Origin of the sequence: Delftia sp. 11MD (assembly GCF_050907895.1) — a bacterium.
Taxonomy (GTDB): Bacteria; Pseudomonadota; Gammaproteobacteria; order Burkholderiales; family Burkholderiaceae_C; genus Comamonas; species Comamonas tsuruhatensis.
Map to the genome: position 1 here is coordinate 3273310 of NZ_CP194333.1, position 13499 is coordinate 3286808.

The 13499-nt window shown below is 67.8% G+C and carries 13 protein-coding genes; 8 read left to right on the plus strand and 5 right to left on the minus strand.

What is annotated here, in order from left to right; all coding sequences use genetic code 11:
* The first annotated feature begins 7 nt into the window (after nucleotides 1-7).
* The 6 genes from ACRSCF_RS14840 (at nucleotide 8) to ACRSCF_RS14865 (ending at nucleotide 8796) form a co-directional block, all read left to right on the plus strand.
* Nucleotides 8-1363 (plus strand): efflux RND transporter periplasmic adaptor subunit, encoded by a 1356-nt coding sequence (locus tag ACRSCF_RS14840; protein ID WP_244451657.1) that lies wholly within the window; start codon nucleotides 8-10, stop codon nucleotides 1361-1363.
* A gap of 45 nt (nucleotides 1364-1408) precedes the next feature.
* Nucleotides 1409-3019 carry a DHA2 family efflux MFS transporter permease subunit gene (locus ACRSCF_RS14845; RefSeq protein WP_016453441.1) on the plus strand — a complete coding sequence of 537 codons (1611 nt, stop codon included), beginning with the start codon at nucleotides 1409-1411 and terminating at the stop codon, nucleotides 3017-3019.
* A 169-nt stretch (nucleotides 3020-3188) separates the two neighbouring features.
* A complete protein-coding gene (locus tag ACRSCF_RS14850) occupies nucleotides 3189-4280 on the plus strand; it encodes an MBL fold metallo-hydrolase (RefSeq protein WP_016446038.1) in 1092 nt (363 codons plus the stop codon).
* Between the two features lie 123 nt (nucleotides 4281-4403).
* Nucleotides 4404-4814: a polyhydroxyalkanoate granule-associated phasin gene (locus ACRSCF_RS14855; protein WP_016453442.1), complete on the plus strand. Its 411-nt coding sequence runs from the start codon at nucleotides 4404-4406 to the stop codon at nucleotides 4812-4814.
* 216 nt (nucleotides 4815-5030) lie between these two features.
* Complete coding sequence (gene cycA / locus ACRSCF_RS14860) at nucleotides 5031-6491, plus strand: D-serine/D-alanine/glycine transporter (protein WP_244451658.1); 1461 nt, start codon at nucleotides 5031-5033, stop codon at nucleotides 6489-6491.
* 310 nt (nucleotides 6492-6801) lie between these two features.
* Nucleotides 6802-8796, plus strand: a complete 1995-nt coding sequence (locus tag ACRSCF_RS14865) for a TonB-dependent receptor domain-containing protein (RefSeq protein ID WP_034367571.1) — start codon at nucleotides 6802-6804, stop codon at nucleotides 8794-8796.
* A 95-nt stretch (nucleotides 8797-8891) separates the two neighbouring features.
* Here the strand turns inward: ACRSCF_RS14865 and ACRSCF_RS14870 are convergent, their stop codons facing one another.
* Nucleotides 8892-9383: a rod shape-determining protein gene (locus tag ACRSCF_RS14870; RefSeq protein ID WP_244451659.1), complete on the minus strand. Its 492-nt coding sequence runs from the start codon at nucleotides 9381-9383 to the stop codon at nucleotides 8892-8894.
* A gap of 3 nt (nucleotides 9384-9386) precedes the next feature.
* The gene (locus tag ACRSCF_RS14875) at nucleotides 9387-9836 is read right to left on the minus strand and encodes a winged helix-turn-helix transcriptional regulator (RefSeq protein ID WP_034367568.1); all 450 of its coding nucleotides are present in this window, start codon (nucleotides 9834-9836) and stop codon (nucleotides 9387-9389) included.
* 76 nt (nucleotides 9837-9912) lie between these two features.
* Between ACRSCF_RS14875 and ACRSCF_RS14880 the strand changes: the two genes are divergently transcribed.
* Nucleotides 9913-11124: an MFS transporter gene (locus tag ACRSCF_RS14880; protein ID WP_151020440.1), complete on the plus strand. Its 1212-nt coding sequence runs from the start codon at nucleotides 9913-9915 to the stop codon at nucleotides 11122-11124.
* On the opposite strand, the gene ACRSCF_RS14885 is transcribed toward ACRSCF_RS14880, so the two are convergent.
* The gene (locus ACRSCF_RS14885; RefSeq protein ID WP_017406627.1) at nucleotides 11121-11888 is read right to left on the minus strand and encodes an AraC family transcriptional regulator; all 768 of its coding nucleotides are present in this window, start codon (nucleotides 11886-11888) and stop codon (nucleotides 11121-11123) included. The two genes, ACRSCF_RS14880 and ACRSCF_RS14885, sit on opposite strands and share 4 nt — an antisense overlap.
* Before the next feature lie 128 nt (nucleotides 11889-12016).
* Between ACRSCF_RS14885 and ACRSCF_RS14890 the strand changes: the two genes are divergently transcribed.
* Complete coding sequence (locus ACRSCF_RS14890) at nucleotides 12017-12823, plus strand: sulfite exporter TauE/SafE family protein (RefSeq protein ID WP_034367565.1); 807 nt, start codon at nucleotides 12017-12019, stop codon at nucleotides 12821-12823.
* Nucleotides 12824-12832: 9 nt separating this feature from the next.
* Here ACRSCF_RS14890 and ACRSCF_RS14895 read toward each other — a convergent pair whose 3' ends face one another.
* Together ACRSCF_RS14895 and ACRSCF_RS14900 are read right to left on the minus strand one after the other, a co-directional pair.
* Nucleotides 12833-13024: a helix-turn-helix transcriptional regulator gene (locus tag ACRSCF_RS14895; RefSeq protein ID WP_013802457.1), complete on the minus strand. Its 192-nt coding sequence runs from the start codon at nucleotides 13022-13024 to the stop codon at nucleotides 12833-12835.
* A 25-nt stretch (nucleotides 13025-13049) separates the two neighbouring features.
* On the minus strand, nucleotides 13050-13439 hold the full coding sequence (locus ACRSCF_RS14900; RefSeq protein WP_432676046.1) for a hypothetical protein: 390 nt from the start codon (nucleotides 13437-13439) through the stop codon (nucleotides 13050-13052).
* Nucleotides 13440-13499 lie beyond the last annotated feature (60 nt).

Below are 13499 nucleotides of genomic sequence, written 5' to 3' on the forward strand. Positions count from 1 at the left end.
GAACACCATGACCGATACCAACAAGCAAGCATCCAATGCACCCGCTGCCGCAGCCTCGCCCGTGGCCAACCCGCAGGGCCGCCGCAAGGGCCTGACCATCGTGGCCGCCGCCGTCGCGGTGGCCGCCGTCGCCTGGGGCGGCTGGCACTGGATGGTGGCCCGCAACTACCAGACCACGGACAACGCCTATGTGGCGGGCAACGTGGTGCAGATCACGCCGCAGGTCGGCGGCACGGTGATCAGCATCGGCGCCGACGACACCGACTACGTCAAGCCCGGCCAGCTGCTGGTGCAGCTGGACTCGGCCGATGCCCTGGTCGCCCTGTCCCAGGCCGAGTCGCAGCTGGCCCAGACCGTGCGCCAGGTGCGCACGCTGTACGCCAACAATGCCCCCCTGGTCGCCCAGGTGGCCCAGCGTGAGGCCGATCTGGCCCGCCTGCAGGCCGATGCCGCCCGCGCCCGCGAGGATGTGGAGCGCCGGCGCCCGCTGCTGGCCACGGGCGCCGTGGGCAAGGAAGAGTTCGACCACGCCCAGTCCCTGGCCCGCACGGCCGGCAATGCCGCCTCGGCAGCCGAAGCCGCCGTGCGCGCCGCCAAGGCGCAGCTGACGGCTGCCGAAGCCCAGACCAAGGGCAGCAGCGCCGAAGAGCACCCCAGCGTGATCGCCGCCTCCGCCAAGGTGCGCGAGGCCTATCTGGCGCTGCAGCGCACGCGCCTGGTCTCGCCCGTGGAAGGCTATGTGGCCAAGCGCGGCGTGCAGCTGGGCCAGCGCGTGGCCTCGGGCGCTCCCCTGATGACGGTGGTGGGCCTGCACAACCTCTGGGTGGATGCCAACTTCAAGGAAAGCCAGCTGGCCCAGCTGCGCATAGGCCAGAAGACCGAGCTGACGGCCGATGTCTACGGCGACAAGATCAGCTACCACGGCACCGTGGTGGGCATGGGCGCAGGAACCGGCGCGGCCTTCTCGCTGCTGCCCGCGCAGAACGCCACCGGCAACTGGATCAAGGTGGTGCAGCGCGTGCCCGTGCGCATTGCGCTGGCGCCGGAAGACCTGGCACAGCACCCGCTGCGCGTGGGCCTGTCCATGGAAGTCAAGGTGGACGTGCGAGACCAGCAGGGCGAGGTGCTGGCAACGACCACGCGCAACGCACCCGTGGCCCAGACCTCCGTCTACGACATGGCGCTGCCGCAGGCCGAGGAGCGCATTGCCCATATCGTGGCGGGCCAGAACGTGGCACCGCTCAAGCAGTTGCCCGAGCTGCCGCCAGTGGCCATGGCCGAGGTGCAGGACAGGGCACAGGGCAAGGCGCCAGCCGCCGTGGCCTCCGCGCCGGTTGACGCGCAGGCCATGCAGACCAGGTAAGCAGGCATCGCTCCCCCGCCTTCCCAGAACCTACGCGGACTGCCTATGACTTCCTCTACCACCGCCGTGCCGGAGCCGGCGCCGCCGGTCGCCCCCTCGGCGCCGCCGGCCATGCCTGCACGGCCGGTCCCGCTCAAGGGCGCCCAGCTGGCCCTGGGTACGCTGGCCCTGTCGCTGGCCACCTTCATGAACGTGCTGGACTCGTCCATCGCCAACGTCGCCATTCCGGCGATTTCCGGCGACGTGGGCGTCAGCCCCAGCCAGGGCACCTGGGTGATCACCAGCTTTGGCGTGGCCAACGCCATCTCGGTGCCGCTCACGGGCTGGCTCACCCAGCGCTTCGGCGCCGTGCGCCTGTTCACCATGAGCGTGCTGCTGTTCGTGCTGACGTCCTGGCTGTGCGGCTTTGCCTCGTCGCTGGAGACGCTGGTGCTGTTCCGCGTGCTCCAGGGCCTGGTTGCCGGCCCCATGATCCCGCTGTCGCAGACGCTGCTGCTGTCCAGCTATCCCCCGGCCAAGGCCGGGGTGGCCCTGGCGCTGTGGGGGATGACCACCCTGGTGGCCCCCGTGGTCGGCCCGCTGCTGGGCGGCTGGATCACGGACAACATCTCCTGGCCCTGGATCTTCTATATCAACGTGCCGGTGGGCCTGCTGTCGGCCCTGATGACCTGGAGCATCTACCGCAGCCGCGAGACCCCCACGCGCAAGCTGCCCATCGACTCCGTGGGCCTGGCCCTGCTGGTGCTGTGGGTGGGCGCGCTGCAGCTGATGCTGGACAAGGGCAAGGAGCTGGACTGGTTCGCCTCGGGCGAGATCATCACGCTGTGCGTGCTGGCCATCGTGAGCTTCGTGGTCTTCCTGGTCTGGGAGCTGACCGATGCCCACCCCGTGGTGGACCTGCGCCTGTTCATGCGCCGCAATTTCGCGGCCGGCACGGTGGCGCTGTCGATTGCCTACGGCCTGTTCTTCGGCAACGTGGTGCTGCTGCCCCTGTGGCTGCAGCAGTGGATGGGCTACACCTCCACCACGGCCGGCATGGCACTGGCGCCGGTGGGCATCTTCGCCATCATCCTGACACCGCTGGTGGGCCGCAAGGTCACGCAGTGGGACCCGCGCAGGATGGCCACGGGCGCCTTCATCGTGTTCGCCCTGGTGCTGTGGATGCGCTCGCGCTTCACGGTGGAGACGGACTTCATGCATATCCTGGTGCCCACGCTGATCCAGGGCGCGGCCATGGCCTTCTTCTTCATTCCGCTGACCACGATCACGCTGTCGGGCATCTCGCCGGACCGTATCCCGGCCGCCGCCGGCCTGAGCAACTTCGTGCGGATCACGGCGGGCGCCATGGGCACCTCCATCGCCACCACGCTGTGGGAAAACCGCGCCGCGCTGCACCACGCCCATCTGACAGAAGGGCTGGTCCAGGGCCAGGGCGTGTTCGGCGTCACCCTGCAGGGGCTGCAGGCCGCAGGCCTGAGCCAGGCGCAGGCGCTGGCCCAGATCAACCGGCTGGTGGACCAGCAGGCCTACACGCGCGCCGCCGACGACATCTTCCTGGCGTCGTCCGTGCTGTTCCTGGTGCTGATCGTGCTGATCTGGATGACCAGGCGCCCCGCGGGCCATGCCGGCGGTGCCGAGGCGGCCGGCGCCCATTGATGACCAGCCTCCGGGCCATCACCACAAGGAGCTGCCTGCAGGGGCAGCTCCTTTTTTGTTTACATGACGACACGCAAGGCGCCTTGAACGGGGCCGCCAAGACCACCATCTCGACAGGGCTGCGCCATCGGTTCCATGATGGCGGCGGCCTGAACACCGACGGAGCACCGTGAAAACAACCCGCATCTTCCGCGCCCCGATTGCCGACTACTCCCAATCGCCCCAATCGTCGGCCGGGCGCTTTCGCAACATCCATCCCCGCCCGGCCAATGCCCCCCAGCCCGACGCCAAGGTGATGTGGGACTTCTTCTTCAACAAGCCCAAGGACACCGAGCCTGCGGCGCCCCTGCCCGTGCAGCGGCTCACCCCGGCCGACCTGGCCGCCGCGCCCGAGCGCAGCCTGTACCGCCTGGGCCACTCCACGCTGCTGATGAAACTGCGCGGCGGCTGGTGGATCACCGACCCGGTGTTTGCCGAGCGCGCCTCGCCCTTTTCCTTCATCGGCCCCAAGCGCTTTCATGCGCCGCCCATCGCCCTGCATGAACTGCCCGCGCTGCGCGGCGTGGTGCTCTCGCACGACCACTACGACCATCTGGACCGTGCCACCATCCGCGCCCTGGCGCCCCGGGTCGACTTCTTCCTGTGCACGCTGGGCGTGGGCGACCGGCTCATGGCCTGGGGCGTGGCCCCCGAGAAGGTGCGCCAGTTCGACTGGTGGCAGGACGTGCAGGTGGACGGCCTGCGCTTCACGGCCACGCCGGCCCAGCATTTCTCGGGCCGGGGCCTGCGCGACGGCAACCGCACGCTGTGGGCGTCCTGGGTCATCGAGGACCTGGCAAGCGCCGACACGCTGCGTGTCTTCTTCAGCGGCGACGGCGGCTATTTCGACGGCTTTGCGGAAATCGGCCGGCGCTTCGGCCCCTTCGACCTCACGCTGATGGAGACCGGCGCCTACGACCCGCACTGGCCCTATGTCCACATGCACCCGGCCCAGACCGTACAGGCCCACCGCGACCTGGGCGGACGCTGGCTGCTGCCCATTCACAACGGCACCTTCAGCCTGGCCATGCATGCCTGGTGGGACCCCTTCGAGCGCGTGCTGGCCCTGGGCGCCGAGCACGGCATTGCCGTGGCCACGCCCATGATGGGCGAGCGCGTGGACCTGGCCGCCCCCCATGCAGGCGAGCGCTGGTGGCGCGCCCTGGTATCTGAGGTCACGCAGGACGGAGCCGCGCCGGCACCCCGGCCCCAGCCGCGATAAACGCGTTTTTGCTGCATTGCGTCATCGGCCTACGCGGACCGGCATGCATCTGGCTAAAGTGGAACCGGCAAGTGGATCTGGCAGGTAGATCCGGCAAATGGATCCAGAGCTTCAGGAGCGCAAATGGCAAACCGCAAATCTTCCAAGGCTGCTTCGGTGGCCCGTCAGGCCACCGATCTGGCCATTGCCGCGCCGCAGGTGGTGGCGCACAGGCTCACCCGCATGGCGCTGGCCGGGGCCAATCCCTCCGCACGGGACCGGCGCGAATTCACGCGCATGGTGTCCGAGAAACAGACAGCCTTCCACCAATCCTGGGCCGCCATGGGCCTGCAGTCCATGGTCGCCAGCCAGGCCCTGATGCAGGCCTGGATGCGCATGTGGTGGATGCCCTGGAGCGCCTCCACCTGGAATGGGGGTGCACTGGCATCGCAGGCCTCGCAATGGAGCAACGCCATGTGGGGCGTGGTGGGCAAGGGCATGGCGCCCGTGCACCGCACTGCAGTGGCCAACGCCCGGCGCCTGGCGCGCGGCTGATCCACCCATATCAAACCCGCTTCATTGACTGGAGCGGCACGGCGCGGCAGGGCTGATGCGGGGGCGAGGTTCAGGTATCCTCGCGGCCTTCGTTCCGTTTTGCTGCGCTGCCGCATTTCCAGGCATGGACTCCATGCAGAGACTGAAAACACGGCCGCGGCAGGCGGATTTCCCCCTTTCTGCCATCGCTTTGCCAGTCTTCCCCGGAGTTCTCTGATGACACACAAGGCCCCGCCAACCGGCCAGGGCCTGCACGGTCAAGACGACCTGCAGCGCAATCTCACCAACCGCCACATCCAGCTCATCGCCATCGGCGGTGCCATCGGCACGGGCCTGTTCATGGGCTCGGGCAAGACCATCAGCCTGGCGGGTCCGTCCATCGTCTTCGTCTACGCCATCATCGGCGTGATGCTGTTCTTCGTGATGCGGGCCATGGGCGAGCTGCTGCTGTCCAACCTGCAGTACCGATCCTTCATCGATTTCTCGGCCGATCTGCTGGGGCCCTGGGCGGGCTTCTTCACGGGCTGGACGTACTGGTTCTGCTGGATCGTCACGGGCATTGCCGACGTGATCGCCATCTCGGCCTACTCGCAGTTCTGGTTCCCGGACCTGCCCCAGTGGGCCCCGGCCATTGCCTGCGTGGGCCTGCTGCTGGGCCTGAACCTGCTGACGGTGAAGCTGTTCGGCGAGATCGAGTTCTGGTTCGCCATGATCAAGATCGTGGCCATCGTGGCCCTGGTGGCAACGGGGCTGTACATGGTGGGTGCCGCCTTCGTCTCGCCTGCGGGGCGTGCGGCCAGCCTGTCCAACCTCTGGAACGACGGCGGCATGTTCCCCAACGGGATGATGGGCTTTTTCGCGGGCTTCCAGATCGCCGTGTTCGCCTTCGTGGGCATCGAGCTGGTGGGCACCACGGCCGCCGAGGCCAAGGACCCCGAGCGCACGCTGCCGCGCGCCATCAACTCCATTCCCGTGCGCATCATCGTGTTCTACGTGCTGGCCCTGATCGCCATCATGGCCGTCACCCCCTGGCGCGACGTGGTGCCGGGCAAGAGCCCGTTCGTGGAGCTGTTCGTGCTCGCAGGCCTGCCGGCCGCTGCGGGCGTGATCAATTTCGTGGTGCTGACCTCGGCCGCCTCGTCGGCCAACAGCGGCGTGTTCTCCACCAGCCGCATGCTCTACGGCCTGGCGCTCAAGGGCGATGCGCCCAAGTCCTTCCACCGGCTGTCGCGCAGCAGCGTGCCCTCGCGCGGGCTGCTGTTTTCCTGCACCTGCCTGCTGGCCGGCGCCTTCCTGATGTGGGTGGTGCCCGACCTGGTGGAGGCCTTCACGCTGGTGACCACGGTATCGGCCATCCTGTTCATGTTCGTGTGGTCGCTGATCCTGCTGTCGTACATGGCCTACCGGCGCCAGCGCGCGGCCCTGCATGAGGCTTCGCGCTACAAGATGCCGGGCGGCGTGGCCATGTGCGGGGCCTGCCTGGCGTTCTTTGCGGCCATCCTGGGCCTGCTCACCCTGCAGGCCGACACGCGCCAGGCGCTGGTGGTGACGCCGGCCTGGTTTGCCCTGCTGGCCATTGCCTACCAGTTCGTGCGCCGCCGGGCATCGAGCCAACCCTCGGGCAGCTGCGCTGAGCCTTCCAGCGCCCTGCCGGGCGCCGTGGCCAAGCCGCGCTGACCTGGTTTCTGGCCGCCCCCTGCGCTCCGGGGCGGCCTTTGCACGGAGGTGCCGCACCCCGTGCTTTCTCTCAGTGCCCTGCCGACCCCCGTCATTTTGTGCACCAGACTTGTGCACAACGCCTCAGGCGTGTCCAGCGATTAGATAACGCGTGAACAAAAAACAACTGTCTTTACGTGAAGAGAAAGATGTAGATACAAATCGTTATCATTCGCACCTTGATTTTTAACCCATACGGAACTTTACAAAGATGGTCAAAATCTCGGTGCTCCGCCCTCTTCCACTTTGCGCTGCCCTGGCATGCACAGCCATGGCCCATGCCCAGTCAGCCGACAGCAAGGCCGACACGTCCTTGTCCACGGTGGTGGTGACCGCCTCGGGCACGGCCGTGGACATCAAGGAGGCGCCGGCCAGCATCAGCGTGATCACGCGGGAAGACATCGAGCGCAAGCCCGTCACCAGCATCGGCGAGCTGCTGTCCACCATTCCCGGCGTGACAGGCGGCCTGTCGGGCACGGGCGCCCAGTCCAAGATCAAGCTGCGCGGCCTGCCCGAGAAGTACACGCTGATCCTGGTGGACGGCAAGCGCCAGGGCAACTCGGCCGGCATCAACTACCGCGACGACCTGGGCTCGCAGGACCTGGACTGGATCTCGCCCGAGATGATCGAGCGCATCGAGGTGGTGCGCGGCCCCATGTCCTCGCTGTACGGCTCCGACGCCATGGGCGGCGTGATCAACATCATCACGCGCAAGATCGGCAAGCGCTGGAGCGGCTCGACCACGCTGAACTACAGCAAGCCCTCCGACGGCGACCGCGGCGACACGCGCCAGCTGGGCTTCAACATCAGCGGCCCGCTGTCCGACAAGTTCGGCCTGCGCCTGGGCGGCAACTACACGGACCGCGCTGCCGACGAGGGCACGGGCGGCTTCCCGGGCACCTACCAGTCCACGGCCGGCTCGCGCAAGCAAAACCTCAACGCCCTGCTCAACTGGCAGCTCACGCCCGACCAGGTGATCGGCATCGAGGCCGCGCAAGGCATCCAGCGCGCCACGGGCTCCGATCGGTTGGTGAATGGACGCCCCGTGGTATCGCAATGGGGCCTGAGCAAGCTGGAGCAGACCAAGTTCGGCCTCAGCCACGATGGCCGCTGGGGCGACATGACCTCCAAGCTCAACCTCGTGCACAACAAGTACGAGGACAAGGGCGACACCATCGGCAACAACTCCAAGGAAACCACGCTGGACGGCCGCATCGACAAGCCCCTGAAGCTGTGGGGCCTGGACCAGGCCATGACGCTGGGCATGCAGTGGCGCCGCGAGTCGCTGGACAACCGCGATACCATCGGCCTGGCGCCCATCGACTACGCGGGGCGCCCGGTCTCGGGCTCGGGCCTGAGCGCCACCACCTGGGCGCTGTTCGGCGAGGACCAGATCTTCCTGCGCGACAACCTGGCGCTGACGCTGGGCCTGCGCATGGACCACCACCAGAAATACGGCAACAACTGGAGCCCGCGCGCCTACCTGGTCTACCACCCGGCATCGGAGTGGACAGTGCGCGGCGGCGTCTCGCGCGGCTTCCGTGCGCCCAACCTGAAGGAAAACTCGGCCAGCGCCGCCACGCAATCCGGGGGCAACGGCTGCCGCAGCCTGTCCGGCATGGGCTGGACCAGCACCAGCGTGAATGCCGACGGCACGCGCGGCTGCTACATGGCCGGCAACCCCGACCTGCAGCCCGAGACCAGCACCAACTTCGAGCTGGGCACCAGCTGGGACCGCAATGGCTGGGCCCTGGGTGCCACCTACTTCCACACCAACTTCAAGAACAAGATCGACTACCAGCCGCTGGGCTTCTACAACGGCTTCTGGTGGACCCGCATGGCCAACGCCCAGCGTGCCCGCACGCGCGGCCTGGAAGGCTTCGTGAACGTTCCCCTGGCCAAGGGCCTGACCTGGAACACCAACATCACCAAGATGTTCGAGTCCAAGAACCTGAGCACGGGCGCCTCGCTGCTGGCCGTGCCCGAGCTGTCCATCTACTCGTCGCTGCAGTGGCAGATCCGCCAGGGCTGGTCGGCCATGTTCAGCGCCCGCCACGTGGGCAAGGAAGTCGTGACCACGGGCACGGCCACCACCTTCGCCAAGGCCTACACGACGTTCGACGTGTCCATGAACTACAACGTCACCGACTCGATGACCCTGCGCGCCGGCATCATCAACCTGACCGACAAGGAAACCCGCACCATCGGCGCCAACTACGACAACGGCGGCCGTACCTACTTCGTGGGGATGACGGCCAGGTTCTGATGGCGCGGTTCTGATAGCGCGTTATCGGCCCTTGCGCTGACCCAGACAAAGCGCCCGTTGTGACGGGCGCTTTTTTCATGGCGAGGAACAGGGCCTCACTCCCAGATGCCGCCCTGCGCAGGGGGCTTGCGCGCCAGCAATTCCTCGTCTGTCAAGGGCCGGCCTGTCCAGACATTCACCTTAGAGGCCCCGGCCGCGCTGCCCAGCTCGCGCAAGGCCCTCAGCTCCACCTGGGTGAACCCGCCCTCGGGGTCGCCCAGCGGATGGATGACGATGTGCGGGGAGGCCGCCAGCCAGCCCCCGGCTTGCATGCGCCTGAGCTGGTACTTGAGCAGATGCTCGGCCAGCACGAAGTCCGATATCAGCGAGCGCGGATGCGCGAACGGATTGACGACTTCCGCAGGCTCCGATGCAGCCGCAAGCCTGGCCTGCGGGCCGGCCGCGAGAATCCGGCGCCGGGGCGGCGGACTCAGGGCCAGCTCGGGAACCTCCGACAGGGTCTGGCCCGTTTTCGGATTTGTCAGCGTCAGGCGCTCGGGAGAAATCTGTACGTAGATGAGTGGCAGGAAGGCAGAGAGCATGGACATCCATCAATCGATTTTCTGAACCGCGGTCTGGCCCGGCAGCAAGGCCCGGCCATCCCCGTCGCGCGGCAGCATGGGCTCGACAGGCAGGCCGCTGTGGCGGTCCAGCAGCAGCGAATGTGCCTCGCCGGGCGCAAACAAATGGCCTTCGCCCCATTGCCGCAAGGCCACGATGACGGGGAACAGGTCCAGCCCCCGGGCCGTCAGCACATATTCCAGGTAGGCCGAGCCTTCGGCGGCCGGTCGAGTTTCGAGGATGCCGGCCTCCACCAGCCGGCGCAGCCGGTCGGCCAGGATATTGCGGGCCACGCCCAGGCTGCGCTGGAAATCGCCAAAGCGGCTGATGCCATCGAAGGCATCGCGCACGATGAGCAGCGACCAGCGGTCGCCGATCACATCCAGGGAGCGGGCCACCGGACAGGGCTGCGGCGTGTCAGGACGGATGTCTTCTTTCATGCGGCTATTTTGGTTGCATTTCAAAACTGGTTCAACTAGCATCCAACCAGTTTTATTTTGCAACTGGATTTAACCCATGAACGCCTTCCCTGCCCCGGACACGGTCCGCATGCCGCGCAGCCTGGTGCTGCTGTTCGCCGCTGCCAGCGGCCTGAGCGTGGCCAATGTCTACTACGCCCAGCCGCTGCTGGAGGCGCTGGCGGCCGACTTCGGCATCAGCCATGCGGCCGTGGGCGGGGTGGTCACGGCCACGCAGGCCGGCTGCGCGCTGGCACTGCTGCTGCTGGTGCCGCTGGGCGACCGGCTGGAGCGGCGGCGGCTCATGCTTTTGCAGTTGCTGGGCCTGGTGCTGGCCCTGGCGGCCGTCAGCACCGCGCGTTCGGCCGTTCTGCTGCTGGCGGGCATGCTGGCCGTGGGCCTGCTGGGCACGGCCATGACGCAGGGGCTGATCGCCTATGCGGCCAGCGCCAGCCAGGCGCATGAGCGCGGGCGCGTGGTGGGCGCAGCCCAGGGCGGGGTTTTCATCGGCCTGCTTTTGGCGCGCGTGTTTGCCGGTGCCGTGGGTGACGTGGCTGGCTGGCGTGGCGTCTATGCCTGCTCGGCCCTGCTGATGCTGGCCCTGGCCTGGCCCCTGTGGCGGCAACTGCCCCGGCTGGCGGTGCCCTCCCCCGTGCCCGGCTACACGCAATTGCTGTCATCCATGCTCCAGTTGCTGCGCCAGGACCGCATGCTGCGCACGCGGGGCATGCTGGCCCTGCTGATGTTTGCCACCTTCAATATCTTCTGGAGCGCCCTGGTCCTGCCGCTGAGCGCACCGCCCTACAGCCTGTCGCTCACGGCCATCGGCGCCTTTGGCCTGGCCGGCGTGGTGGGCGCACTGGCCGCGGCCCGTGCCGGCCACTGGGCCGACCAGGGTTTCGCGCAGCGCACCAGCCTGGGCGCGCTGGTGATCCTGCTGCTGGCCTGGGCGCCGATTGCGCTGCTGGAACAATCGCTGTGGGCGCTGGTCGCCGGCATCGTGCTGCTGGACCTGGGCGGCCAGGCCCTGCATGTGACCAACCAGAGCCTGATCTTTCGCAGCAACCCGCAGGCCCACAGCCGGCTGGTGGGGCTGTACATGCTGTTCTATGCCGTGGGCAGCGGGCTGGGCGCGCTGATTTCCACCAACGCCTACGCGCGGTTTGGCTGGCACGGCGTCTGCGTGGCGGGGGCGGCGTTCAGCCTGGCGGCCCTGGTGTTCTGGGCCATGACGCGGGAGACGGCTGCCCAGGCCAGCGTTCCCGCCTAGACCCGGCTCACCAGCTCCGAAGGCACCCGCCCCAATGCCTTGCGGAACATGGTGGAAAACGCGCTGGGGCTGTCATATCCCAGCTCCAGCGCCACCTGGGTGACCGATGCGCCCGCAGACAGCCGCGACACCGCTGCCAGCAGGCAGGCCTGCTGGCGCCAGGCGCCAAAGGCCATGCCTGTGTGCTGCTGGAAAAACCGGCTGAAGGTGCGCAGGCTCTTGTTCAGCGCCTGTGCCCAGTCCTGCGGCGTGGCGCGGATGCTGGGCTGGGCCAGGAACTGCTTGCACAGGGCGGCCAGCTTTTCGTCGCGGGGAATGGGCGCGAACAGCGGCAGGCTGCGGGCCGAGGCCAGCTCGTGCAGCACCAGCGTGACCAGGGCGCCGTCGCGGCCCGCTTCGTCGTACAGCGCCGGCAGGTCGGCGCAGGACAGCAGCAACTGGTGCAGCAGCGGGGTGACGACCAGGGCCTCGCAATGCACACCCGGGCGGGGCGCAGCAGCCGGTTCGATGTACAGGCTGCGCGTGCTCACGCCCTGCATGCGCACGCTGTGCGGCTTGCTGGCCGGAATCCACACGCCGCTGTAGGGCGGGATGGTCCAGGCGCCGTCGTCGGTTTCCACTTCCATCAGCCCGCTCATCCCGTAGAGAAACTGGGCACGCCGGTGGCTGTGCGTGGGCAGCAGCGTGCCAGGCGTGTAGTCGGTGCCGATGGCCAGCACATCGCGCGCCACGGCGTCCACGGAATGCAGCGGAATGTTGAGCATGGGAATGTCCGGAAAACAGCCAACAGGCTTTGGCAGGAATTCGAGGATTATTGACCTATCCGCGAAAGCAGGCCAAACCGCGGCATCCTAAGGTTCAGTCCTTGCTCGTTTTTTCCAAAGGACTGTCTGTGTTCCCTCTCCTGCTGCTGGCTTTCGGTGTGCTTGCCGGCGTGACCACCGTGCTCTTCGGCTTTGGCGGCGGCTTCGTGGCCGTTCCGCTGCTTTATGCGCTGCTGACCTCCATCCACGGCGCGGACTCCGCCGTTGGCCAGGCTGCCATGCACATTGCCGTGGCCACCTCCACCTGCGTGATGATTTTTGGCGCCTCCATGGCCACGCTGCGCCAGCACCGCGCGGGCGCCCTGCCCTGGGATCAGGTGCGGCCGCTGGCCGGCTTCATCGCGGCCGGCGCCGTGGCAGGCGCGGCGGCCGCCACCTGGATCAGCGGGGAATGGGTGCGCTGGGCCTTCATCGCCTACCTGGCCCTGACCATCGCCGACGCGCTGCTGCGCCCGGGCTTCGTGCACGGCACCACCGCCGGCATGCAACCAATGGGCCGGCGGGCGGCGGCCACGGCGGGCTTGGCCATTGGTGCGATCGCGGCCTTCCTGGGCGTGGGCGGCAGCGTGATGACCGTGCCGCTGATGCGCCGGCGCGGCGCCAGCATGGCGGCGGCCACGGCCATGGCCAGCCCGCTGTCCCTGCCCATGGCCGTGGCGGGCACCGCTGCCTACATGCTGGCATCGCGGGGCGCGGGGCTGGGCCCCTGGCATGTGGGCTATGTGGACCTGCAGGCCTTTGCGCTGCTGACGGCCGGATCGTGGACCGGCATCAGGCTGGCGGCCCCGCTGATCGGCCGCATTCCCGATGCCCTGCATGCCAAGGCCTACCTGGCCCTGCTGGGCCTGGTGCTGCTGGTCATGATCGTGGCCTGAGCGCTGCGCTCAACCCTCCTGGAAGATCGCCTCGATCCGGGTCTCGAACACCCGGGCAATGGCGAATGCCAGCGGCAGGCTGGGGTCGTAGCGACCCGTCTCGATCGCATTGACGGTCTGGCGCGACACGCCCAGCAGGTCCGCCAGCGCAGCCTGGCTCCAGCCGCGCTCGGCGCGCAGTTCACGGATGGTGTTTTTCATCGCCGGGCCGCCTCTGCAGCGCGGCTCATCGGCTGCGCAGCCAGTGGGCCACCGAGGCAGCCACCCAGAGCGCACCCATCAAGGGCCACACCATGAACATGCTGAGCTTGGGAAACCCTGCCATTTCCAGGAATCCGTAGGTGAAGGTGAGGCCCGCCGTGCCCGCCGCTGCAATCGCCAGCTGCTCCAGCATGGACTTGCGCAGGAACTCGTCGGTATCCCGCACCAGGCGCACGATGGCCCGCACGGCCAGCGCAAACGCCAGCATGGGGCTGAGCAGCACGGCCGTGCGCGGGGCCCCGGCCTGCATGTCGGCGCTGAGCAAAAGCGCCCCCACCAACAGCGCCATGTGGAGCAGCAGCGCAAATCCCAGCTCCTTCTGGTAGCGGCGGTTGGTGACCGTTGTTTGATTCATGGAAGTCTCTCGCAATGTGTAAAGGATGCTTGACATTGTGCGATGCCACCCGCGGGCATG